This window comes from Rhodococcus gannanensis (genome assembly GCF_042681175.1).
Classification (GTDB): Bacteria; Actinomycetota; Actinomycetes; order Mycobacteriales; family Mycobacteriaceae; genus Rhodococcus_G; species Rhodococcus_G gannanensis.
The window spans coordinates 314,269-337,360 of record NZ_JBHUFB010000022.1; the positions used below are offsets into that span (position 1 = coordinate 314,269).

Annotated in this window: 20 protein-coding genes; 6 read left to right on the forward strand and 14 right to left on the reverse strand. The window is 70.4% G+C overall.

What is annotated here, in order from left to right; genetic code table 11:
* Positions 1 to 11: 11 nt before the first annotated feature.
* Positions 12 to 1,907 (forward strand): alkyl/aryl-sulfatase, encoded by a 1,896-nt coding sequence (locus ACFSJG_RS26910; protein WP_378488310.1) that lies wholly within the window; start codon positions 12 to 14, stop codon positions 1,905 to 1,907.
* Here the strand turns inward: ACFSJG_RS26910 and ACFSJG_RS26915 are convergent, their stop codons facing one another.
* On the reverse strand, positions 1,908 to 2,585 hold the full coding sequence (locus ACFSJG_RS26915; protein ID WP_378488311.1) for a metal-dependent transcriptional regulator: 678 nt from the start codon (positions 2,583 to 2,585) through the stop codon (positions 1,908 to 1,910).
* A gap of 71 nt (positions 2,586 to 2,656) precedes the next feature.
* On the opposite strand from ACFSJG_RS26915, the gene ACFSJG_RS26920 reads away from it, so the two are divergent.
* Positions 2,657 to 3,334 (forward strand): response regulator transcription factor, encoded by a 678-nt coding sequence (locus tag ACFSJG_RS26920; RefSeq protein WP_378488312.1) that lies wholly within the window; start codon positions 2,657 to 2,659, stop codon positions 3,332 to 3,334.
* Here ACFSJG_RS26920 and ACFSJG_RS26925 read toward each other — a convergent pair.
* Positions 3,331 to 4,656 carry a sensor histidine kinase gene (locus ACFSJG_RS26925; protein ID WP_378488358.1) on the reverse strand — a complete coding sequence of 442 codons (1,326 nt, stop codon included), beginning with the start codon at positions 4,654 to 4,656 and terminating at the stop codon, positions 3,331 to 3,333. The two genes, ACFSJG_RS26920 and ACFSJG_RS26925, sit on opposite strands and share 4 nt — an antisense overlap.
* 229 nt (positions 4,657 to 4,885) lie before the next feature.
* On the opposite strand from ACFSJG_RS26925, the gene ACFSJG_RS26930 reads away from it, so the two are divergent.
* A complete protein-coding gene (locus ACFSJG_RS26930; protein WP_378488359.1) occupies positions 4,886 to 5,194 on the forward strand; it encodes a DUF3703 domain-containing protein in 309 nt (102 codons plus the stop codon).
* On the opposite strand, the gene ACFSJG_RS26935 is transcribed toward ACFSJG_RS26930, so the two are convergent.
* The 4 genes from ACFSJG_RS26935 to ACFSJG_RS26950 all read right to left on the reverse strand — a co-directional run bounded on the left by ACFSJG_RS26935 (position 5,106) and on the right by ACFSJG_RS26950 (position 8,966).
* A complete protein-coding gene (locus tag ACFSJG_RS26935; protein WP_378488313.1) occupies positions 5,106 to 5,711 on the reverse strand; it encodes a class I SAM-dependent methyltransferase in 606 nt (201 codons plus the stop codon). The two genes, ACFSJG_RS26930 and ACFSJG_RS26935, sit on opposite strands and share 89 nt — an antisense overlap.
* A 107-nt stretch (positions 5,712 to 5,818) precedes the next feature.
* On the reverse strand, positions 5,819 to 6,679 hold the full coding sequence (locus ACFSJG_RS26940; RefSeq protein ID WP_378488314.1) for an alpha/beta hydrolase family protein: 861 nt from the start codon (positions 6,677 to 6,679) through the stop codon (positions 5,819 to 5,821).
* Between the two features lie 23 nt (positions 6,680 to 6,702).
* Positions 6,703 to 8,052 (reverse strand): spinster family MFS transporter, encoded by a 1,350-nt coding sequence (locus tag ACFSJG_RS26945; protein WP_378488315.1) that lies wholly within the window; start codon positions 8,050 to 8,052, stop codon positions 6,703 to 6,705.
* A 50-nt stretch (positions 8,053 to 8,102) separates the two neighbouring features.
* Entirely contained in the window at positions 8,103 to 8,966 is an 864-nt protein-coding gene (locus ACFSJG_RS26950) for an SGNH/GDSL hydrolase family protein (protein ID WP_378488316.1), read from the reverse strand.
* 137 nt (positions 8,967 to 9,103) lie between these two features.
* Between ACFSJG_RS26950 and ACFSJG_RS26955 the strand changes: the two genes are divergently transcribed.
* Positions 9,104 to 10,357, forward strand: coding sequence for a PucR family transcriptional regulator (locus ACFSJG_RS26955; RefSeq protein WP_378488317.1), 1,254 nt, complete (start codon positions 9,104 to 9,106; stop codon positions 10,355 to 10,357).
* A 6-nt stretch (positions 10,358 to 10,363) separates the two neighbouring features.
* Here ACFSJG_RS26955 and ACFSJG_RS26960 read toward each other — a convergent pair whose 3' ends face one another.
* Positions 10,364 to 10,903 carry a hypothetical protein gene (locus ACFSJG_RS26960; protein ID WP_378488318.1) on the reverse strand — a complete coding sequence of 180 codons (540 nt, stop codon included), beginning with the start codon at positions 10,901 to 10,903 and terminating at the stop codon, positions 10,364 to 10,366.
* Positions 10,904 to 11,127: 224 nt separating this feature from the next.
* Between ACFSJG_RS26960 and ACFSJG_RS26965 the strand changes: the two genes are divergently transcribed.
* Together ACFSJG_RS26965 and ACFSJG_RS26970 are read left to right on the forward strand one after the other, a co-directional pair.
* Positions 11,128 to 15,006, forward strand: a complete 3,879-nt coding sequence (locus tag ACFSJG_RS26965; RefSeq protein ID WP_378488319.1) for a Pls/PosA family non-ribosomal peptide synthetase — start codon at positions 11,128 to 11,130, stop codon at positions 15,004 to 15,006.
* A 1-nt stretch (position 15,007) separates the two neighbouring features.
* A complete protein-coding gene (locus tag ACFSJG_RS26970) occupies positions 15,008 to 16,378 on the forward strand; it encodes a M1 family metallopeptidase (protein WP_378488320.1) in 1,371 nt (456 codons plus the stop codon).
* Positions 16,379 to 16,394: 16 nt separating this feature from the next.
* On the opposite strand, the gene ACFSJG_RS26975 is transcribed toward ACFSJG_RS26970, so the two are convergent.
* From ACFSJG_RS26975 to ACFSJG_RS27005, 7 genes are all read right to left on the reverse strand, one after another.
* Positions 16,395 to 16,793, reverse strand: a complete 399-nt coding sequence (locus ACFSJG_RS26975; RefSeq protein ID WP_378488321.1) for a Zn-ribbon domain-containing OB-fold protein — start codon at positions 16,791 to 16,793, stop codon at positions 16,395 to 16,397.
* Positions 16,794 to 16,957: 164 nt separating this feature from the next.
* Positions 16,958 to 19,291 carry an ATP-binding protein gene (locus ACFSJG_RS26980; RefSeq protein WP_378488322.1) on the reverse strand — a complete coding sequence of 778 codons (2,334 nt, stop codon included), beginning with the start codon at positions 19,289 to 19,291 and terminating at the stop codon, positions 16,958 to 16,960.
* A 106-nt stretch (positions 19,292 to 19,397) separates the two neighbouring features.
* A complete protein-coding gene (locus ACFSJG_RS26985; protein WP_378488360.1) occupies positions 19,398 to 20,624 on the reverse strand; it encodes an MFS transporter in 1,227 nt (408 codons plus the stop codon).
* Between the two features lie 86 nt (positions 20,625 to 20,710).
* Entirely contained in the window at positions 20,711 to 21,385 is a 675-nt protein-coding gene (locus tag ACFSJG_RS26990; RefSeq protein WP_378488323.1) for a GntR family transcriptional regulator, read from the reverse strand.
* A gap of 54 nt (positions 21,386 to 21,439) precedes the next feature.
* A complete protein-coding gene (locus ACFSJG_RS26995) occupies positions 21,440 to 21,634 on the reverse strand; it encodes a hypothetical protein (RefSeq protein WP_378488324.1) in 195 nt (64 codons plus the stop codon).
* Positions 21,635 to 21,808: 174 nt separating this feature from the next.
* On the reverse strand, positions 21,809 to 22,255 hold the full coding sequence (locus ACFSJG_RS27000) for a DUF2752 domain-containing protein (RefSeq protein ID WP_378488325.1): 447 nt from the start codon (positions 22,253 to 22,255) through the stop codon (positions 21,809 to 21,811).
* Positions 22,252 to 22,746, reverse strand: coding sequence for an RDD family protein (locus tag ACFSJG_RS27005; RefSeq protein ID WP_378488326.1), 495 nt, complete (start codon positions 22,744 to 22,746; stop codon positions 22,252 to 22,254). The genes ACFSJG_RS27000 and ACFSJG_RS27005 overlap by 4 nt, the downstream gene beginning before the upstream one ends.
* Between the last annotated feature and the right edge of the window lie 346 nt (positions 22,747 to 23,092).

Genomic DNA, 23,092 nt, shown 5'->3' on the forward strand with positions numbered 1-23,092 from the left:
GAAGGAGAACGATGTCTGACCAGAATCCCGTCGCCGCGAGCATCGGAGCCCAGCACGAGAGCGCGACGCGGGTGTTGCCGTTCACGGACACCCAGGACTTCGCCGACGCGACGCGCGGTCTCGTCGCCTCGCTCGAGCCGGGCGTCGTCCGGAACGACGCGGGCGACACCGTCTGGGACAGCGACGGCTACGCGTTCCTCGACGACGACTGCCCCGACACCGTCCACCCGAGCCTGTGGCGGCAGTCGAAACTGTGCGCCATGCAGGGCCTGTACGAGGTCACCGACGGCATCTACCAGGTCCGCGGACTCGACCTGTCCAACATGACCCTCGTCGAGGGCGACACAGGCGTCGTGGTGATCGACCCGCTGATCTCCGAGGAAACCGCCGCGGCCGGACTCGCCCTGTACCGCGAGCACCGCGGGGACCGCCCGGTGACCGGGGTGATCTACTCCCACTGCCACATCGACCACTTCGGCGGCGTCAAGGGCGTCACCACGCAGGAGGACGTCGATTCCGGCCGCGTTCCCGTTCTCGCTCCGGTCGGCTTCGTCGAGCACGCCGTCGCCGAGAACGTGTACGCCGGAACGGCGATGGCCAGGCGAGCGGGGTACATGTACGGCGCCGCACTCCCCCGAGGTCCGCGCGGCGCGGTCGGCGCGGGCCTCGGCCCGACGACGTCGACCGGCACCCCGACCCTGATCAACCCGACCGTGAACGTCGATCACACCGGTCAGACCGAGGTCGTCGACGGCATCGCCATCGAGTTCCAGATGACGCCGGGCACCGAGGCACCGTCGGAGATGAACTTCTTCTTCGCCGACCGCCGCGCACTGTGCATGGCCGAGAACGCCACTCACACACTGCACAACCTGCTGACGCTGCGCGGCGCCCTGGTCCGCGACCCGCACGTGTGGGCGAAGTACCTGACCGAGTCGATCAACCGGTACGCGGGCCGCTCGGACGTCCTGTTCGCCTCGCACCACTGGCCGACGTGGGGCACCGACCGGCTGACGGAGTTCCTGTCGGTGCAGCGCGACCTCTACGGCTACCTGCACGACCAGACGCTCCGGGCACTCAACAAGGGCGCCACGGGAATCGAGATCGCCGAGAGCATCCAGCTCCCACCGGCCGTCGAGAACGCGTGGCACACACACGGCTACTACGGCTCGGTCAGCCACAACGTCAAGGCCATCTACCAGCGCTACATGGGCTGGTTCGACGGCAACCCCGCGCACCTCTGGGAGCACCCGCCGACCGAGTCCGCGAAGCGGCACGTGGAATTCATGGGCGGTGTCGACGCCGTCCTGGAGAAGGCCCGGAAGTCCTACGCGGAGGGCGACTTCCGCTGGGTGGCGCAGGTGGTGAACTACGTGATCTTCGCCGATCCGGACAACGCGGAGGCCAAGGCCCTGCAGGCCGACACCCTCGAACAGCTCGGCTTCGGCTCGGAGAACGGCACCTGGCGCAACTTCTTCCTCATGGGTGCCTACGAGTTGCGGCACGGGTCGATCGGGACGCCCACCACCACCGCCGCCCCGGACATCGCGAACGCGCTCAGCGTCGAGCAGCTCTTCGACGCAGTCGCACTGCGGGTCGACGGCCCGAAGGCGTGGTCGGCGGACATCACGATCGACTGGACGTTCACCGACGACGGGATCGTCCACCGCACCCACCTGCGCAACGGACTGCTGGTGCACTTCGACGTCGAGGGTGAGCTTCCGCCGCCGGACGCGACGTTCACGCTGTCGAACCGCGACCTCCACGTCGCGCTGGTCGGTGGCGGCGACCTGCCTGCGATGATCGCCGACGGCACGATCGCCGTGACGGGCAACGCGACGGCACTCGCCGAACTGGTCGGCTACCTCGACGCCCCCGACCCCGACTTCGCGATCGTGACGCCGTAGTCAGTCGCAGTCGATCCGGAGGACGTGGGCGAGCCGCGTCGGGATCTCGACAGCGTCCACACCCGTGACCCGGTACGACCGGGAGAGTCGTCGCACGCTCACCCGGGCGCCGGGCACGACGCCTGCCCGGACCAGCGCGGCCATGAGTTCGCCGTCGGCCTGCGCCTGTTCCGACACCGACCGGACGGTCCCCTGCGCGGGAAGGCGCACGGCCGGGATGTCGACGAGTCGCGTTGCAGCGGGGAGTTCTGCCGCCACCACGCCGAGACCGTGGAGGCCGGGAATCGGATTTCCCCAAGGAGCGGTCTCCGGGCGGCCGAGCAGCGTGACGATGCGCCGCTCGACCGCCTCGCTCATCACGTGTTCGAGGCGGCACGCCTCGTCGTGAGCGAGGAGGGGCGGCAGCCCGATGACGTCCGTGAGGAGTCGTTCGGCGAGCCGGTGCTTACGGGCGATCGCGACCGCCTGTGCGCACCCCTCGGGAGTCAGCTCGATGCGGCCGTCGCCCGTCGTCGACACCAGTCCCGACTTCGCGAGGCGGCTCACGGCCTGCCCGACGGTCGCGTGCGTGACCCCGAGCCGTTCCACGATCCGCGCCTGTCGCGCCTCGACACCGTCCTCGTCCAGATCGTGCAGGGTGCGCAGGTACATCTCGGTCGGGTTGACGAGATCGCTCACCGGCCGGTCACCCCGCAGTTCGGGAAGCGTCGCACCCCACGGGTCCGGCGGGACGCGGAATAGTGGGAACCGTGCGTGTACTCGTGGTGGAGGACGACCCAGGCGTGGCGGAGACCGTGCGCCGCATGCTCGTGACCGAGGGCTGGGTGGTCGACGTCGCGCACGACGGGCGCACCGGGCTGGAGAAGGCCGTCGCCGACAGCTTCGACGTGGTGGTTCTCGACATCATGATGCCCGGACTGAACGGGTACGAAGTGGTGAGGCAACTGCGCCGCGCCGGGAACTGGACGCCGGTGTTGATGCTGACCGCGAAGGACGGCGAGTACGACCAGGCCGACGCCTTCGACTTCGGTGCCGACGACTACCTCACGAAGCCGTTCTCGTTCGTGGTGCTGACGGCGCGACTGCGGGCGCTGGTGCGCCGGGCGGCGCCTGCGCGGCCCGCCGTGTTGACGGCGGGATCGTTGACGGTGGACCCAGCCGCGCACGTCGCACGCCGGGACGACACCCAGTTGACCTTGACCCCACGCGAATTCGGCGTCCTCGAGTACCTGATGCGCCGCAAGGGCGAGGTCGTGACGAAGGCGGAGATCCTTCGCGCGGTCTGGGACGTCAACTACCACGGTGACGAGAACGTCGTCGAGGTGTACATCAGCTACCTGCGCCGGCGGATCGACACACCGTTCGGCTGCAGGGCGATCGAGACGATTCGAGGAGTCGGCTACCGGCTGGCGGCAGACGGCGGTTAGTCCCACGTCTGCACCGGAAGGTCGAACCCGACCGCGGCGCCGCCGCCGGGCGAGTCGGCGACGACGACGTTCCCGTCGTGCGCCGACACGATCTCGGTGACGATGGCGAGCCCGAGACCCGAACCGCCACTTGTTCGTTCGCGTGCGTCGTCGAGACGCACGAACCGCTCCAGCACCCGCTCCCGATCGGCCTCGGCGATTCCCGGGCCGTCGTCGGAGACCACCACCCGGACGCGCCCGTCGTGCACGCTCATCGTGACGTCGACGGCACCGTCGGCGTGCCGGACGGCGTTGTCCGTGATGTTCCGCAGGGCACGCGCGAGCTTCTCCTCGTCGCCGCGCACGCGCGCCGCGACGATCCGCGCTGTCACGGTCCGGCCGCCGAGCGCCTCCAGACGGGTGACCTCCGCGGCGACCAGCTCGTCGAGGTCCACGTCGGTGAGGCGCAGCGGGACGCCGCTCTCGTCGGCCCGCGCCAGGAACAGCAGGTCCGCCACCATGCTCTGCAGTCGCAACGCCTCCGGCATCATCACCGTCTCGACCGTCTCGGGGTCGATCGGACGGCCCGTCGACCGGGACAGGTCGAGGAGCCCGACGAGGGTGGTGAGCGGGCTGTTGAGCTCGTGCGAGGCGTCGTTCACGAACCGCATCTGCTGGGTGCGGGCGGAGTCGATCCGGTCGAGCATCGCGTTCATCGTGCTCGCCAGGGTGGCGATCTCGTCACCGGTGTCGGGAACCGGCACCCGCTGCGCCGGGTCACCGCCCGAGATCTCGTCCACCTGCCGCCGAATGTCGTTGACCGGCTTGAGCGTTCGACCGATGAAGTAGTAGCTGAGCAGGGCTGTCCCCAACACGATCAGCGGGATGACCGCGACGCTGAGCACGCCGAGGAAGACCACCCGGGAGTACAGCCGGGTCTCGTCGGCGCCGACCTCCACCGTCACCGGCCCGGCGTCCGGCGTGGCGACGCCGACGAACGCGACGCGGTATCGGATGCCGTCCGGTACGACGCGCAGTCCGGATGCCCGATGTTCCTCGCCCGGCGACAACTCGCCGTGCGCGATCGGCCCCGTCGGATAGCGCTGACCGCTGGCGACGACCTGCCCCTCGTCGTCGACGACCTGAATGATGTCGACGTGCCGGCCGGCTGTCAGCACCGATTCGTCGAGCGCGCCGACGCCCTCCGACTCCGCGATGTCCGCGATCTGCCTGGCCCGTGCCGTGGTCGCGACGTCCGCGGAGTATCCGGCCGACCGGTACAGCGCGATCAGCACCGCGGCCGCGCCGACCGTCAGCGCGACCGCGACGAGCAGCGTCGCCATCACGGTCAGGCGGACGCGAACCGGCCGGGCCCACCGTCGGGCCCGGGTTGTCCACGCGGGTGGTCGGGGTCGCACGGATCCGACACTAACGACGCAGGTCGATCCGGCGAAGCCGTCCTCAGCGTCCCCTAAGCATTGCCGGTCCACGATGGTGTCCGTGTCCGCGCGTCGACCTTCGGCGTGGACCCGTGCCCAGTGAAGCCGAAACGAGGGAGCCTCGATGCCGACCATGCCCGACCGCGTCCACTCCGCCTACGAGGCCGAGATGTACGACGCCCGGATCGCGAGCACCGAGGCGGAGAAGTGGGACCACCTCGAACTCGCCCACCTGATGACCGAGTCCTACCCGTGGCCCCACGTCCGCACGCATGTGGCGATGCTCGCCCTGGCGGCGCGCGGGCGCGACCGCCGAGCCGTCGCCGATCAACTCCGGTCGGTGGTCTCCGTCGTCACCGCGCGCGGCGGGCACGCAGCACGGTGTCGCTCACGTGATGAGTCCCGGCCGGCGCCGGAGCGGTCCGTGCCCGGGTCTCGTTGACCTCGACGTCCCACTCGTCGCCGAGCAGATCGGCGATCTCGGCCGGCTGGTAGAAGGCGTCGGGATCGAAGTCGAGTTCCTCGCGGGGCGGCAGATCCGCGAAGTCGTGCCCGACGATCAGCAGGGTTCCGCCGGGCGCGACGGCACCGAGGAGCCCGCGGATCGTCGCGTGGTCCGGTTGGCGGACGGCCGGGAAGTACTGGGCGGACACCAGGTCGAACGGTCCGAACTCGGGCGCCCTCGCGGAGAGGTCCGCCTGCTTCCACACGATGCGGCCTGCGACGTCCAGCGCCTCCGCGCGGTCGAGAGCGACCTGCGAGACGTCGAGGGCGGTGACCTGCCAGCCCTTCTCCGCCAGCCACAGCGAGTCGCCGCCTTCGCCGCACCCGACGTCCAGGGCGCTCCCGGGCGTCATGTCCGCGACCTCGGTGACGAGGACTCCGTTGGGTGCGCCGCTGAAGAGCTGTTCGGTTCCGGCGTAGCGCGCGTCCCAGAATCCGGCGTCCATCATGTCCATGTTTCCTCCTGTGGCGATCCACCCACCACCGTGCCGCGCCTGTGACGATTCGACAAGGATGATTGCCGAACACGCAAGAACGGGCGCCGGGTCACCGACCCGCGACGTCAGCCGGGTATCTGGCGGGCCAGTGTGTTCCGGTCGAACCCCGAGAACTGCCCGGTGTCCGAGCAGTACCCACAGTCCTCGCCGAAGAACTCCGCGCGTGCGTTGGGGTCGTCCATGAGCCAGTACCGCAACCAGGCGGTACTCGGACCGCGCATCGCGCCGCCGGTGACGCCGGTACCGAAGTGACCGGCACCCCGCAGCTCCAGGTACTCGGCGGGCACGTGGTCGGCGTCGCGGTACATCGCGCGCACCACCGACGGCCACACCACGAGGTCGTACTGACCGGCGAGATACAGCACCGGCTCGTCGATCAGGTCGACGTCGTTGAGCGGTCCCGGCTGGATCGCCACCACCGTGTCGACGCGATCGTCGATCGCGGCGTTGATCGCGCCGGACCCGCCCTGGGAGTGCCCGGCCGCGCCGATGCGATCGAGGTCGACCTTGCCGAAGAAGATGCTCCCCGGGTCCGCCGCCTCGGCCGCGATCCGGTCGATGCCGGACCGCATGGTGATCGCGAAGTTGCTCGTCGGCGTGTTCGCCGCCACCACGACGAATCCGTGGCTCGCGTAGTGGCGCAACAGGGACGTGTACGCACCGGGAACGACTCCGGTCCCGTTGCCCCACACCACAACCGGATGCCTTTCACCGTTGGCGCCGAGTTCGCGCGGGTAGTACACGGTGTGCACCAGCCCGATCGACACCTCCGGGGTGTACGGCCCGGAGTCCGCCCACCGGTGCCCCACCTCCGGGACTGCGGCCGACTGGGCGGCGGCGGTCCCGGTCGGCACCGCCATGCCGACCGCGGCACACACGGCGGCGGCGAGGGCGGTCCTGCGCAGCATCACACGCGTACTCGGCATTCCTGGTTCGCCTTTCGGTTGGGTCATTCGGTCAGACTTGCGTGCATACGCGCCGAGTCCGCACCGACACGCCGGGCGGCGAGGTGGATGAACACGGCGGTGAGCGCGAGCATCAGTGGCACAAGGTACAACGCGGAGTTCAGCCCCTCCCCGGCGAACGCCGTGACGTCCTGCGCGCCTGCGCTTTCCGCGGCGCGTCCGGCGAACCAGTCGGACAGCCCACCGACCACGACCGGCCCCGCGAATCCGCCGAGCAGGTACATCGCGGCGAAGAACAGGGCGGTCGCGGTGGCCCGCAACCGCGGCACGACGACGTCGTGGATCGCCGGGTACACGCTGATGTAGAAGCCGTAGGCGAGCAGCCACCCCAGCGCGAACAGCACGGTGAACGCCACGACGCTGCCACCGCCCTGCATCAGCGCAACCGCGGTGAGAGGTGCTGCGGCAGCGCTGGTGACGACACCGATCATGAGACGGGCCCGCGGGGAGGTCGCCGACGCCCGGTCCGCGTAGCGGGCGCCGAGCAGCAGTCCGAGGAGCCCGGTGAGACCGACGATCACCCCGGTCACGACGGCCGCGGACGTCAGTTTCAGGTCGTACTGCCGCATCAGGAGCGGGACGGTGAACGAGTTCACCGCGTAGGCCGCGAAGTTGAACGTCAGGCCGACGAGGATCAGCCAGCGCAACGTCGGGATCGACAGCAGCTGGCGGATCGGACGTCGGACCGGACCGGAGTCGGACACCGAAACCTGCTCCGCACCACCGCGTTCCGGGTCGCGCATGCGCAGCATCACCAGCGCGAGAACGACGCCGGGGACCGCCGCGACGAAGAACGGCGCCCGCCACGAGTCGAAGGTCTCGGCGATCCGCCCCACCGTGAAGTACGCGAGCATGAGGCCGACGGGGAGCCCGAGCATGAAGACTCCGAGGGCGCGGGACCGTCGATCGGCGGGATACAGATCCCCGATCATCGAGTTCGCGGCCGGCGTGAAGGCCGCCTCCCCGACCCCGACACCGAGCCGGGCGAGGATGAACAGCACGTAGTTTCCGGCGGCACCTGTTGCCGCCGTCAGCCCGCTCCACACCAGGAGTCCGACCCCGATGATCCCGGGCCGGTTCCCCCGGTCGGCGAGGCGTCCCAACGGCAGTCCCGCGATCGCGTAGACAACGGTGAACGCGGAGGTGATCAGGCCGAGTTGCAGGTCGCTGAGCGAGTACTCGGCCTTGATGGGTTCGGCGACGACGGCGGGGATCGCGCGATCGAAGAAGTTGAGCAGGTTGGCCAGGAACAGGGCGACCAGCGCCCCGGACAAAATGGTGGTGCGGCCGGTGGCCGGGGCAGGCGTGATCGTCGCGGGTGGACGCAGCGTCATGGGAGACCTCGGGGTCGACGGGGTTGTTGGAGTGAAGCGGGGGGAAGCGGTCAGCGAAGCCGGTCGGCGACGTGGGCGCCGATCGCCTGCATGCCGAGCGCGGTCGGGTGCAGCGGCGCCGCGGACTCCGCCGGGACCGCACCGGCGTAGTGCGCCGAGGCCGGATCCGCGCAGATGTCGTGTCCGGCGGTGACGGGCCTGATGTCGACGAATGTCATTGCGCGCGAGCGCGCCTGCTCCGCCATCGCGTCGTTGACGGAGTCCATCACGTGCTGCAGGTAGTCGGCGTCACGTGGCCACATCGGCTGCCGGTCGGGGCATCCACCGGGTCGGGTGTAGGTGCCGTAGCCGACGACGACGATCTCGGCGTTCGGTGCGTGCGACCGAATCTCGTCCAGGGTCGCTCCCCACTGCGGAGCGGCCTGGTCGACGAGGTCGCGCAATCGGTCGACGCCGCCGGCGGTGAACGAGTCGGCGCAGGAGGTGCCGGACGGCTCCGGCAACGGGTTCAGGCACCTCAGTGCCGTGGTGAACAGGTTGACGTCGTTGGCGCCGATTGTGACGGTGACCAGGTCGGTGTCGGCGCCGAGAGCGTCGACCTGCGGTGGGACCGTACCCGCGAACGTGGACTGCGGCACGGCACCGATGTGGCTGCTGCGCGCGGACGAACACGTCACGTCGGTGAGGCGGGCTCCGAGCGATGCCGCGACGACCGCCGGGTAGTTCCGGTGCGAGCGCAGGCAGCCCGGGGTGCCGAGGTCCTGATCCGGAATCAGCGGACCCGCGGCGGCCGAGTCGCCGAGCGCGACGTAGTCGAGCGGACCGGTGGGATCGGCCACCGCGCCACCCGCCGACGCGGCGAGCAGCGCACCTGCGGCGGCGAGGACGACGGCGGTTCGGGTCGGAAAGTGCACGGGGTCGTCTCCTTCGGATGTCCGGCGCCGAGGTCCTGGGATTTGTCTGATCCCGAGTGGCGTGGGTTACATACTCACGAGAAAGAAGCAGGTGGTCCTTGTCTGTCCGGTTCGACAATCAGGGAGAATTTGTGTCCGTGAACAAACCGATCGTGGTGGGTGGCCGCCCTCTCGCGGATCAGCTCGCCCAGCACACCCACGGAATCACCGCGGCCACCGTGGAGACGGTCCGGACTCGGGTGGCGTTCTACCGGTCCCTGCCCGAGGAGGCGGTCCGCGGAGACGTCACCGCGATCATCCGGCGCAACCTCGAACTGTTCGTTGCGAGCCTGCGGTCGCTGCGACCGCCCTCCGCCGACGAGTTGACCGAGGTGCGCGAATCGGCGCGACGGCGCGCGGAGGAACTCGTGCCGCTGGCCGAGGTGCTGAAGGCGTACCACCTCGGTGTCGAACACTGGTGGACCTCGATCGGCGACCTCGCCCGGCCCGAGGACACCGCCGACGTCGCCCGGGCCGGCACCCTGCTGCACGCGCACCTGCTGGCGGCGACGACGGCGGTACTGGCCGGGTACGGATCCGATCGGGCACTGCCCGGTGAGGACGACTCGGCGCGACGCGCCCTGTTCCTCGCCCTGACGTCGGGCGCGGATCCGACCGCTGCGGCGCAGCGCGCCGGGACCGACCTGCCGAGGCTGTACTGGGTGGTGTCGATCCATGTCGACCCGCACCCGGACGAGCGATCCGCCGACGTCGACGTCGTGGTCGCCGAACGCCGCAAGGTCCGGCGACTCCAGCGCGAACTGGACAACCTGGGTCGTGACGAGGCACTGAGTGTCCTGTCGAGCAGCGGTGGCGGCGTGCTCATTCCGATTCTCGCGGCCGAACCCGGCCCCGACGACTGGCAGGACAACACCCAGTACGCGCAGCTGAGCCGGAACCTCCAGGACATGGAACGGACGATCGGCGCTGCCGTCGTCGCGGCGGTGACGGTCGCCGCACCCGTCGACGTTCCGCAGGCCTACGTGCACGCCCAGGAAATCCTCGACGTCGCACGTCGCTACGGCCACTCCTCGGGCACGGTGGGACTGCGTGACGTCGCGCTCGAGTACCAGCTCACACGACCGACGTCGGCATCACCGGTGCTCGCCGCCCTCCTGTCGCCGCTCGACGCCCATCCCGGGGTCCTGGAGACCCTGGAGGCTTATCTCGACGCGGGCTGCGACCGGGCGGCCGTGGCGGACGCCCTGCACGTCCACCCGAACACCGTCGTCTACCGGCTCCGGAAGGTGGCCGCGCTGACCGGACTGGACGTCTCGTCCGCGCCGGACGTCGTGCGGCTCGTCGCGGCGCTGGCGGCGAGGAGGTCCGGCTTCGCACGAGGGGCGCGCTGACAGGAGCTACCAGACGAGCGTGTGTCCCGGCACCCGGACGCGTCCGAAGAACCTCGGTGAGCCGTCGGGTCCGGCGTCGCCGTACCCGTTCACGACCTCGGCGACCCGGTCGGCGAGACCCTGTAGTCGCGGGCTGACGGTCCCAACCCCTTCGTCCCAGCCCCAGTCCGGCGGCACCCCGTCGATCGTGACGACGACCGCGAACTCGCCGTCCGCGGTCACGTCGAAGACGATGCCCTCGGGTGCGTCACGAATCGGGTCGCGGACCACGACTCCGTGACCGTCCGCCAGCGGCTGCGCCGATCGCGGGGCCGCTGCCGTCGTGCGGGCGAGGGCGAGGTCGATCCGGATCGCGTCCACGACGTGCTCGATCCGAACGTGCCTGCCCAATCCGGTGCGCCTCGGCCCCGGACGGCCGGCGGCGGTCCCGGGCTGCTTGGCGAGCAGGCGGTCAAGCATCCGACGGGCCGCCGCACGCTCCTCGGCCCCGGTCCGCGGGTGGTCGATCAGCGCGCGCAGCCGGGCGATCGTCGCGGTCGCGTTCACCGGCGCAGTGTATCGACACGCTGGGCGGCCGACCGCCGACCGCGGTCGGTACCCGGGCATAGGCTCGTCACGCGCCGAAACAGTGGTTTTGTTCACCAACTCGCAAACTTGACGTGAGAGAACGGCGCGAACAGTCGGGGAGTCGTGACCTCCCCGACACGAGCCTCGCCGATGATGGAACACGGCACGGGACTCGACGGCCACGAGAGAAGGAACCACCGGCGTTGCACCTGCAATCACCATCGGATCGCTCGCAGCAGATCCCGGCCGAGTACCTGCGGTCGCCGCACGCACCCGAGCCCCGCACCCTCGTCGACGTCCTCACCGCGACCGCCGAGGCCCATCCCGACGCTCCCGCCATCGACGACGGCGACACCACCCTCAGCTACGCCGAGCTGCTCGAGGAGGTCCATCGGGGCGCGCAGTGGCTCGGCGACCTCGGTGTCGGCGCCGGCGACCGAGTCGGCATCCGGATGCCGTCCGGCTCGCACGCCCTCTACTCCTCGATCCTGTCCGTGCTCGCCGCGGGCGCCGCGTACGTCCCGGTCGACGCCGACGATCCCGACGAGCGCGCCGAGCTGGTGTTCGGGGAAGCGCAGGTCGCGGCGATCCTCACCGGGAAGGGTGTCGAGGCGGGTACTGCCCCCGCCCGCGAGAACACCCCCCGGCTTCCGGACCTCGACGACGACGCCTGGATCATCTTCACCTCCGGCTCCACGGGCACCCCGAAGGGTGTCGCGGTCAGTCACCGCAGCGCCGCCGCGTTCGTCGACGCCGAGGCCCGCATGTTCCTGCAGGGCGAGCCGCTCGGCCCCGGCGACCGCGTCCTCGCGGGACTGTCCGTCGCGTTCGACGCCTCCTGCGAGGAGATGTGGCTGGCGTGGCGGCACGGCGCCTGCCTGGTACCCGCCCCGCGTTCCCTGGTCCGCAGCGGCATGGACCTCGGCCCCTGGCTGGTCTCCCGCGACGTCACCGTCGTCTCGACCGTCCCGACGCTGGCGGCGCTGTGGCCCGCCGAAGCCCTCGAGGACGTGCGACTGCTGATCTTCGGCGGCGAGGCGTGCCCGCCCGAGCTCGTGGAACGGCTCGCCACCCCCGGGCGCGAGGTCTGGAACACGTACGGCCCCACCGAAGCCACCGTCGTGGCATGCGCCGCGGAGATGGACGGAAAGTCCCCCGTCAGCATCGGACTGCCCCTCGACGGCTGGGACCTCGCCGTCGTCGACGGCGACGGCAACCCGGTCGCAGTCGGTGACGTCGGAGAGCTCGTCATCGGTGGCGTCGGGCTGGCCCGCTACCTCGACCCGGCGAAGGACGCCGAGAAGTACGCTCCTATGCCGTCCCTCGGCTGGGAGCGCGCCTACCGGAGCGGCGACCTGGTCCGCCTCGAACTCGACGGGCTCCTCTTCCAGGGGCGCGCCGACGACCAGGTCAAGATCGGTGGCAGGCGCATCGAACTCGGCGAGGTCGACAACGCGCTGCAGAACCTACCCGGCGTCGCCGGTGCCGCCGCCGCGGTTCGGAAGACGTCGACCGGCCACTCGATCCTCGTCGGATATCTCGCCAGCACGGACCCGGACTTCGACCTCGCGGCGGCCCGGGCACATCTGGCGGAGCAGTTGCCCGCCGCCCTGGTGCCGCGGCTGGCGCTGGTGACCGAACTGCCGACCCGCACCTCCGGCAAGGTGGACCGGGCGGCGTTGCCGTGGCCGCTGCCGGGTGCCGAGGAGACCGCCGCGGACTCCGGTCTCGACGGAACCGCGGCCTGGGTCGCCGGGCTGTGGTCGTCCATCCTGGGCGCGCAGATCACCGGCGCCGACGACGACTTCTTCGCGGCGGGCGGCGGATCGCTGTCGGCGGCGCAGTTGGTGACGGCGCTGCGGGAACGCTTCCCCGAGGTGACGGTCGCGGAACTGTATGACCATCCCCGACTGGGATCGCTCGCCGAACACCTCGACTCCCTCGCCCCCACCAACGCGGTGGAGACCCGCACCGTCGAGCCGACCCCGCGATCCGCGCAGTGGCAGCAGATCCTGTGGACGGTTCCGCTGACCACGCTGACCGGACTGCAGTGGGTGACCTGGCTGGCGGTCGTGAACAACCTCCTCGCGTGGTTCGCCGACGTGCCGTGGGCGCCCGCGCTGTCGTGGTGGTGGGTGCTGCTCGGGGTGCTGCTGTTCATCACCCCGATCGGCCGCATGGGAATCGCCGTCGCCGGCTGCCGGATCCTGCTTCGCGGACTGCAACCGGGCACCTACCCGCGCGGCGGCCGTGAACACCTGCGTCTGTGGGTCGCACACCGGCTCACCGAAGCCAGTGGAGCCGCCAACCTGTCGGGCGCGCCGTGGATGATCTACTACGCCCGCGCGCTCGGAGCGCAGATCGGGCGCGGCGTCGACCTGCACACCCTGCCGCCCGTCACCGGCATGCTCGAACTGGGCGAGGGCTGTTCCGTCGAGCCCGAGGTCGACCTGTCCGGGCACTGGATCGACGGCGACGTCATCCACATCGGCGCCATCCGCATCGGCGACGGCGCCGCGATCGGCTCACGCTCGACCCTGTTCCCCGGCGCCCGGATCGGCAAGAACGCGGAGGTCGCTCCCGGTTCCGCCGTCATCGGCCGGGTGAAGGCCGGACAGAGCTGGGCGGGCTCACCCGCAGTCAAGGTCGGCAAGGCAGACCATCCGTGGCCGTCGGAACGCCCGCAACAGGCCAGCCACTGGGTCCCGGTCTACGGGCTGACGTCGCTGGCGATCGCCTCGCTCCCGATCATCGCGCTCGCCGCGGGGATCGCGGTGATCGGTGCCGCCGTCGCGGACGCCCCCGACATCGCCGCCGCGATACCGTCGGCGCTGCTGTGGCTGCCGGTCGCCACGCTGCTGGCCCTGTTCGTGTTCGCGGCGCTGACCGTAGCCGCGGTCCGGGCGCTCGGCGTCGGACTGACCGAGGGGTACCACCCCGTCCGCAGCCGGGTCGGCTGGCAGGTGTGGGCCACCGAACGACTGCTCGACTCCGCGCGCACCTTCCTGTTCCCGCTCTACGCGAGCCTGCTCACCCCGGTCTGGCTGCGGCTGCTCGGCGCGAACATCGGCAAGGACGTCGAGGCGTCCACGGTCCTGTTGCTGCCGAAGTTCACCACGGTCGCCGACGGCGCCTTCCTCGCCGACGACACCATGGTGGCGTCCTACGAGCTGGGCGGCGGGTGGCTGCACATCCAGGAGGCGAAGGTCGGCAAGCGCGCCTTCCTCGGCAATTCCGGCATGGCCGGGCCGGGCCGGCGGGTCCCGAAGAACGGCCTCGTCGCGGTGCTGTCCGCGGCGCCGACGAAGGCGAAGTCCGGCTCATCCTGGCTGGGCAGCCCGCCGGTGAAGTTGCGCCGCGCCGCCAGCGACGGCGACACCGAACGCACCTTCGCGCCGCCGACACGCCTCAAGGTCGCGCGCGGCGCCGTCGAAACGTGCCGCCTGCTGCCCGTCATGGTCACCTTCGGCATCGGCCTCGGCGTGCTGTTCGCGCTGCAGGCCCTCGCCGGAGGGATGGGCTACTGGGCCGCGGCGCTGCTCAGCGGTGTCGTCCTGCTGGTGGCCGGGGCGGTCGCCGGGGTCGTCTCGGTCGCGGCGAAGTGGTTGACGGTCGGCCGGATCGGCCGCACCGAACATCCGCTGTGGAGCTCGTTCGTGTGGCGCAACGAGGTGTCGGACGCGTTCGTCGAAACCGTTGCGGCACCGTGGTTCGCCCGCGCCGCCACCGGGACGGCCGTGCTGAACGTGTGGTTGCGCGGCATGGGCGCGACCATCGGGCGCGGCGTGTGGTGCGAATCATATTGGCTGCCCGAGGCCGACCTGGTGTCTCTCGGCGACGGCGCCACCGTCGAACGCGGGTGCGTCGTGCAAACGCACCTGTTCCATGATCGGATCATGGCCATGGACACCGTCACCCTCGGCGCAGGCGCCACCCTCGGCCCGCACTGCGTCGCGCTGCCCGCATCCGGCATCGGCGACGGCGCAACGGTCGGACCGGCGTCCCTGGTCATGCGCGGCGACGTGGTGCCGCCGAGCACCCGCTGGCAGGGCAATCCGATCGGCCCGTGGACGGGGGCCTGACATGAAACCGGGGAAGGCGACCACAGGTAAGTCCATCACCGCCGGCGGTGCAGGCAAGTTCTACGAGGAACCGATAGACCCGTACCTCCCGGGCGTCGGCAACCGGGGCTACCGGGTGTCGCGGTACGAGCTGGACCTGACGTACAAGGTTGCGAGCAACCGGCTGGCGGGCAAGGCGACGGTGACTGCGGCAACGACGCAGGCGCGCACCAAGTTCGCGTTCGACCTGTCCCAGTCGCTCGCCGTGTCGAAGGTGTCGGTCAACGGGACCCGCGCCGCCAAGTACGCCCATCAGAACGGCAAGCTCACCGTCACGCCCGCCCAGAAGATCCCGTCGGGTGGCGCGCTGTCGGTGACGGTGCAGTACGCGGGCACCCCGAAGCCGGTCCGCGGCCCGTGGGGCGAGGTCGGCTGGGAGGAGTTGAGCGAGGGCGCCATCGTCGCGAGCCAGCCGAACGGCGCGGCGTCCTGGTTCCCGTGCGACGACCACCCGAGTTCGAAGGCGAGCTACCAGATCTCGATCACCACCGATTCGCCGTATCACGTCGTCGCCAACGGCGCCCTGGTACGCAAGCAGGTTCGGGCCAGCCACACGACCTGGGTGTACGAGCAGAGCGAACCGATGGCGAGTTATCTGGCGACGGTGCAGATCGGGCCGTACGAGCGGCGTCGGGTCGCCACGAACACCCCGGTGGTGATGCACGCCGTGCTACCGCAGCGGCTGCGCACCCGCTTCGACCACGACTTCGCGCGTCAGCCGGAGATGATGGAGACGTTCATCCGGCTGTTCGGGCCGTACCCGTTCGCCGACTACACCGTCGTCGTCACCGACGACGAGCTGGAAATTCCTGTTGAAGCACAGGGTATTTCGGTGTTCGGAGCAAACCACTGCGACGGCAGGCGGGGGTCGGAGCGGCTGGTCGCCCACGAGTTGGCGCACCAGTGGTTCGGCAACAGCCTCACCCTCGGCGCGTGGCGCCACATCTGGCTGCACGAGGGATTCGCGTGTTACGCGGAGTGGCTGTGGTCGGAGAACTCCGGCGGCCCGACCGCCCGGGAGATCGCCGCGCAGGTGCACCGCACCCAGTCCGGGCTGCCGTACGACCTGGTACTCGGCGATCCCGGTCCGACGCTGATGTTCGACGACCGCGTCTACAAGCGGGGCGCACTCACCGTGCACGCGCTGCGCACCGAACTCGGTGACGACAACTTCTTCGCGCTGCTGCACGAGTGGACGGCGAAGTACCGATACGGAACGGTCACGACGGAGGACTTCACGGACCTCGCCGCGCACTACTCCGACCGGTCGCTCCGACCGCTGTGGGACGGGTGGCTCGTCGGCAGGACGCTCCCCGCCCTCCGCGACGTCTGAACCGGCCGGGGCTCGGTCAGGCCGCGCACACGAAGTACGGGTACCGCTCCCCCGGCTCCTCGTGCGCGAACCGGACCCGGACGGGCGCACCGGACCGTGCGGGCGGACGCCCCTCGATCCAGGCGTACATCCACGGTCCGTCGTCGAGTTCGACGATCGCGATCGTGCAGGGCGCGGTGTGGACCTTCGCGTCACAGCGCGAGCGGGAGGCAACGACAGTGCAGGAGACGATCGACCCGACACCGCAGGACGGGACCCGGGACAGTGCCGTGCCGCCGCAGTCCGCACAGGTTCCGCTGTCGAGGGCCGACAGCGATTTGCAGTCGTCGCAGCTGCGGAGCATCAGCCGATCCGTCGGGACCCGGCGGTCCGCGGAGACGTGGGGGAATGCCGCGACATGTGAGCCTTCGATCATCGAACCGCACCTCTGCCCTGGAGCACTGGAACTGTCATGTTCCATGGTTCCGTGTCGCTCGGACGGGGACGACGGTCGAAGTACCCGTTCGCATACCTGTTTTCCCCGCGCTCGTCGTTCACCGTCGTCACGGCGTTCCGGCACGGGCGTGCGGGAACCCCTGGTCAGGGCGTTTCCGCGGCCTTCTGCTCGGCCACCCAGGCCGCGATCTGGCTCCGGGAGCGAAACCCGAGCTTCGTCAGTGCGTGCTCCACATGCCCCTCCACCGTGCGCGGTGAGATGACCAACCGTTCCGCGATGGCGCGATTGGTGAGTCCCTCCGCCACGAGGTCCGCGATCTGCCGCTCACGCCGGGTCAGGTCGCCGCCCGGCGCAGTGGACGCTTCGCCCGAGGACCCGCCCGAGGCCAGGTTGGTCTCGCGCAATGCGTAGGCGACCGCGTCATCCGTGACGGCCTCCAGACCGCGCCGGAACGCCTTGGTGAAGGCCGCGTCCCCGAGGGCGCGTCTGGTGCTGTCCACACAGTCGTCGTGCAAGGTACGCATCGCCAGCACGCTCACGCCGCCGCTACCGAAGGTGCTCCACATCGACTGTGCCGCGCCGAGCAGTACCGCGGCACGCTGCGCCTCGCCGTCGGCGTCCGCGACCCAGGCCAGGGCTTCCACCGACATCGCCGTCCCGAGCGGGTCACCGAGATCGTGCTCGAGCCGGACCACTCGGTGGAGAAGGCCCCGGGCCCGCCCGCGGTCGGCCCGCACGAGCGTGAGTGCCAGCACGAGTAGACCGTACGCGCGGTAGACCGCATCGCCTCGCGCCTCGGCAATGGCCAGCGACTCCTCCGCGTACCGCACCGCCCGATCCACCTCACCGACGATCCCGGACGCGAGACCCATGCCGAGAAGCGTGGACACCTCGCGCAGCGGGTCGGTACCGCGGAACACGTCGAGACCGGCGGGAAAGAGCTCCAATGCGCGTGCCATGTCCCCGGCGAACAACGCGTGGTTCCCTTCGGCGTATGCCAGCTCCGCGTCGACGACAGGATCGCCCACCACCGCGACGACGGCCCGAGCCTCGTCGAGGTACGCCTCGGCCTCGTCGGTGTGGCCCTGGTTGCCGGACAGCAGGATGTACGCGCACAGCGCCTTCGCCCGCGCGACCGTCGGTTCACCGCCCTGATGGGCGAGCGCCCGTTCGAGCCAGTACCGTCCCTCCTGCAACTGGCCGCGGGACAACGCGTACGGCCAGGTCGCGGTGGCGATGCGCAGACCGGACTCGGCCTCGGCCGGATCGTCGAGACAGAACTGCGTCGCCGCCCGGAGATTGGGTTGCTCGCACTGCAGCCGTGCCCGCCACCGGGCCTGCTGCGGACCGATCCACTCCGACTCCACGGGCGCAACGAACGTCTCGTACCAGTCGCGGTGGCGGCGGCGCAGGCGCGGGCCGTCTCCGGTCAGTTCGAGCTTCTCTCGGCCGTAGTCGCGCAGCGTCTCGAGCATCCGGTAACCGACGCCGCTGTCCTGCTCGTCGCGGATCAGAATCGACTTGTCCACCAGCGACGTCACGACGTCGAGCAGTTCGTGCTGCCCCAGTGTCTCTGCGCAGATCGCTTCGGCGGCGTCGAGTTCGAACCGCCCACCGAACACCGACAGCCGGCTCCACGCCTCCCGCTCCCGCGGGGTACACAGGTCGTGACTCCAGTCGATGCACAGCCGGAGGGTCTGCTGCCGCGACGGCGCTTCCCGGCCTCCCGCGTTGAGGAGCATGAAGGTGTCGGTCAGGCGCGCGGCGATCTGGTCGGGCGACAGTGCCCGAAGCCGGGCAGCGGCAAGTTCGATCGGGAGCGGCAGCCCGTCGAGCCGCTGGCAGATACGCGTCACGGCTGCGCGGTTGGTGTCGTTCAGGTCGAATCCGGGGACGACCGCGACCGCGCGCTCCTCGAACAGGGTGACCGCCTCGAACAACGTGGGCTTTCCGCGGCCGGGCCGGTCCGGATCGGGAACACCGAGTGGCGGAACCCGGAGGACCTTCTCCCCGCTGACGCCGAGGGGTTCCCGGCTGGTTGCGAGAATGCGCAGATTGCGGCAGCTCCGCAGCAGGTTGCCGGCGAGTTCGGCGGCGGCGCCGACCAGGTGCTCGCAGTTGTCGAGGACGAGCAGGACGTTCTGCTCGCAGATGAAGTCGACGAGGGCGTCGGGTGGTCCTGGGCGCACCTCGCGAATCCCGAAGGCCGTCGCCACCGCGTCATGGACGAGCTCCGGTGCGGTCAACCCGCCGAACTCGACGAACCACACGCCGTCGGGGAAGGCTCGCTGCGACTCGTGCGCCACCCGCAGCGCCAGCCGAGTCTTGCCGACTCCGCCGATTCCGGTCAGCGTGACCAGCCGCGACGCCGACAGGCTGCGTCTCGTCTCGGTGACCTCGCGGCGGCGACCGACGAAGCTGGTCAGCTCGTGGGGAAGGTTCCCGACGCTTGTTCGCGCCGCGGACGACAGGACCACGGCAGCCTCGCTCTCGCCCCCCTCGCTTGGTTTGCCCCGACCACACTTCCCCGACCTCAACGCTACGCCCGGCGGGATAGCCGGGCGGTCGCCGAAAGGTCGCGATTCAGCCCACGATCGGTGCGTCGTCGCGTCGGTGCTCCGCCCGGTCCGCGTCGTCGGCCGTCGCCGGGAGGTGCGCCCGGCTGTTGCAGAGGACCAATGCGAGAGCGGCGGCGGCGACGACTGCTCCGGCCAGGAACATCACGGGGTACCCGACCGTGGGCCAGGACTGCACGACGAGCGCCAACGCGGCCGGCACCGCGAACCCGATGTACGTCAGCGAGTAGAAGACGGCGGTCAGTCCGGCGAGATCGTCCGGCCGCGCGATCCGCTGGATCTCCTGCAACCCCGACACCAGCGCCATGCCGTAACCGCAGCCGAGCACCGCGGCGGCGAGCAACGCCAGCGGCACCGTCAACCGGTCCGCGGCGAGTGCGCCGAGCGACATACCCACCACGAGGAGACACAGCGCGACGATCACCGCACGCGCACTGCGCGGGGTGTCGATGCGCCGACCGAGCGCCTGGATCGCGAACCCGCAGCCCAGTGCGACGACGCACAACAACGCGGAGAAGGCGACGGGACGACCGCCACTGCGGTCTGCCATCAGCGCGGGCATGACGGCGTACGCGCAGCTCGCCGCACCGAAAACCCACGGTGCCACCGGGGCGATGACCAGCCAGAACCGGCGGTGGGAGGCGGCGGGGATCTTCAGGTCGTCGATCAACGGCGCCCGCTCACCCTTGGGGGTCGCCGGGCGCGATTCCGGCGCGACCGCCAGCGCGACCCCGGCCGCGACGGTGATCGCGATGTGCAAGACGTACGCCAGCGCGCTCGGCCACGGCGCCCACTGCGCTAGCACGCCCGCGGTCCCCGCCCCGATCGCGAATCCCGCAGTCAGGCTCATCGCAGCCCGGCGCGCACCCGCACCCGGGGCCGCCTCGGCATCCCATGGCGGCACCGACAGCTCCTTGAGCCAGCTGCCACCGACCGCCATGCCGAGACCGAGTGCGATGCCGCTCAGAATGCGTCCGACCACCAGCAGCAGCGCGCTGTCGGCGCCGAAGGCCAGCACCAGCGAACCTGCCGCCGCGACGAACGGAGCGGGAAGCATGATCGGCCGGCGGCCCAACCGGTCCGACAGCGGTCCGCCGAGCAGCAGCGCGGGCACGATGCCGAGCACGTACGCGAACAGGAAGGTGTCCACGACGACGGGCGAGAAGCCGTGGTCGAGGCGGTACATGACGAGCAGCGGGGTGAACTCGTTGCCACCCCAGGCCACCGCGAACATGGCCGCGGAGACCAGCGCCCACGGCGCGATCCGACGCCGGGAGGAAGTGGCCGTCCCGGCGTCGACGACGGTCTCGAACCGGACGCTCACCGGGCACCGCCCTCGGTGCCGACGGCGGTCGGGGCAGGGAGGCCATGGACGCGACGCATGTGAATGTCGTCGGCGACGGCGAAGGCGCCCGCGTCCCCCGCCTCGACCAGGTCGGCGAGGTGGACGTGGTCATCGATGATCGACTGCAGCTGTCGCGGATCGCGGTTGAGGGACCTGGCCGTCATCCTGCGCTGACGCTCGCGCAGGCCGATGTAGAACGTCACCAGCAGCGGGTTCCCGCCTGCCCGCACGATCAGGCCGTGGAAGTCTGCGTCGAGACCGCTGAACTCGGCGACGTCGCCGTCGGCTGCCGCCGCGCGCTGGGCGTCCAGGTTGGCGCGCAGCCCCCGGACCAGGTCGACGCGCACGTGCTCGGGCCCGCGCGCGACCACGCGCGCGGCGTCGGCCTCGAGGAGCAGGCGCGCCGCGAGCACGTGCTCGGTCTCACCGTCGGCGACCGGCACGACGAGCGCGCCGCGTTTCGGGAAGAGTCGCATCCAGCCCTCGGCCTCGAGGCGCAGGAACGCCTCCCGGACCGGGGTGCGGCTGGTCCCCATCTCGGACGCGATCTCGCCTTCGCTGATCAGCTCGCCGCCGGGGAGGGTCGCGGACAGAATCCGCTCCTTGACCTCCAGATAGACCTGCTCGGACGCAGAACGCAACTTAGACACAAGATGTATTTATACGCTAGGCGAAAGACTTCCCGGTGGTCGGGTGGATAGCGGTCACGGGACCCAGTACTTGGCGGCGAGTTCCTCGATCACCGGATCGCCGTCCTGGGCGCGGTCGAGGACCGCGAGGTCGTCGTCGAGCGAGATGAGGCGCGGATCGTCCTCCGCGCGTTCCGACGGCCCACCGCCGTCCTCGGCGATCTGGCGCATCAACTTCTCACGGACCCGGTCACGCAGTGATTCGGCCATGATTGAGCATGGTCCGGTTTCGGGCCGGTGTCGAGTGGGACGAAGCCGTCACTCGTCCCGCTTGCCGAACACCCGGCGCGCAACGGGGACGAGCATGACGAGCGCGCCGATCAGCACGATCAACGAGAAGATCTGCATGGCCATCGGATTCACCTTCACCTCGTTCGGACCGGTTCAGCCGGGCGCCAGGCCCGACCCCCACGGCGTGTTGCGCAGGACCGTGTAGGCGGCGAGCGCGGCGAGCACGATCACCGTCACGACCGGCCCCAACACGATCATCCTCTCGTTTCCGCCCCGCCACCTCCGGGGCACCCACCGCACCCAGGCGACGGCCAGAACCAGCACCAGGGGCGCGACGAACGCGTTGCTCGACAACGAGGCCCACAGGTCTCCGTGCACGAGGTCGTGCGCTGCCCGCAAGCCTCCACAACCCGGGCACCACAGTCCGGTCAGCGCGTGGAACGGGCACAGCCCGTACGCCCCGGGACGGTGTGGATCACGGACGTACAGCAGCGCCGCCACGGCCGCGGCCGCCCCCGCAACCGCCACCGGCCCGGCGCAGCGTCGCCACCCGGGCCGCCGCGGCGGTGCCGGTTCGTCGACGGGGTGAAGTGCGGTCACTCGGTGCGGACCACCACCGTCGAGACGATCATGTCGTGCCAGCACCGGCTCCGCGGATCCCACAGCGGCCACAGGAAATTGAGCAGACAGAGGTCACCGAGCACGACGAGCAGCAACCACCGAACGAAGGCCATACCCGCTCCGAGCGGTCGCCCGTCGGCCTCGCGCACGACGGCGATGTCCAGCCACGACTTCGCGACGGTCTGACCGGTCCGCCCCTGCCGGAACACGTTGTTCCAGACGACCAGCGCCAGTGCGAGCAGGATCCCGCCGACCATGATTGCGATGCCCGTGCCGCTGACGCCGTCCAGGTTCGTCGTCGTCTCGGTGAAGTAGTCGGTCCGATTGGTGACCGTTGTGGAACTGGTGTCCTTGAACGCGATGAACGCGCCGACTCCGGCCAGGACGTAGCCGACGAGGGGAACGACGATCGCGTCGAGCATGTACGCGGTGAGCCGGGCCCACCACGAGGCATAGGGGTAGGCGGGCATGGGAGGCACGGCGTACCCGGACGGATAACCAGGGGGCGGATACCCAGCCTGGGGATACGGCGGTGGCGGATATCCGGGCTGCGGGTACGGAGGCGGTGAATACCCGGGTTGCGGATACGGGGGCGGCGGTTGATCCTGCCGCGGCTGTCCGGTCGGTGGCAGGTCCGGGTCGGGCGAGGGCGCTCCGCGGTCAGGGGGCTCGGTCATCGCGAGGATTCCTTCCGTCCCGGGACGAGTCCGGCACCTGCAAGGTAACCCGAATCCACACCCACCGCCGAGCAGTCACCACGGGCGCGTTGTCCACATCTGTGGACAAACCTATTCACAGGGCCAGTTCGGGGTGTGG

Coding starts and splice junctions, on each gene's coding strand:
- ACFSJG_RS26925 (WP_378488358.1), bottom strand. CDS start 4,656: ATGGCGACGCTGCTCGTCGCGGTCGCGCTGACGGTCGGCGCGGCCGCG.
- ACFSJG_RS26910 (WP_378488310.1), top strand. CDS start 12: ATGTCTGACCAGAATCCCGTCGCCGCGAGCATCGGAGCCCAGCACGAG.
- ACFSJG_RS26995 (WP_378488324.1), bottom strand. CDS start 21,634: ATGGCCGAATCACTGCGTGACCGGGTCCGTGAGAAGTTGATGCGCCAG.
- ACFSJG_RS26940 (WP_378488314.1), bottom strand. CDS start 6,679: ATGCCGAGTACGCGTGTGATGCTGCGCAGGACCGCCCTCGCCGCCGCC.
- ACFSJG_RS26935 (WP_378488313.1), bottom strand. CDS start 5,711: ATGGACATGATGGACGCCGGATTCTGGGACGCGCGCTACGCCGGAACC.
- ACFSJG_RS26945 (WP_378488315.1), bottom strand. CDS start 8,052: ATGACGCTGCGTCCACCCGCGACGATCACGCCTGCCCCGGCCACCGGC.
- ACFSJG_RS26975 (WP_378488321.1), bottom strand. CDS start 16,793: ATGATCGAAGGCTCACATGTCGCGGCATTCCCCCACGTCTCCGCGGAC.
- ACFSJG_RS26985 (WP_378488360.1), bottom strand. CDS start 20,624: ATGTTCGCGGTGGCCTGGGGTGGCAACGAGTTCACCCCGCTGCTCGTC.
- ACFSJG_RS26930 (WP_378488359.1), top strand. CDS start 4,886: ATGCCCGACCGCGTCCACTCCGCCTACGAGGCCGAGATGTACGACGCC.
- ACFSJG_RS27005 (WP_378488326.1), bottom strand. CDS start 22,746: ATGCCCGCCTACCCCTATGCCTCGTGGTGGGCCCGGCTCACCGCGTAC.
- ACFSJG_RS26970 (WP_378488320.1), top strand. CDS start 15,008: ATGAAACCGGGGAAGGCGACCACAGGTAAGTCCATCACCGCCGGCGGT.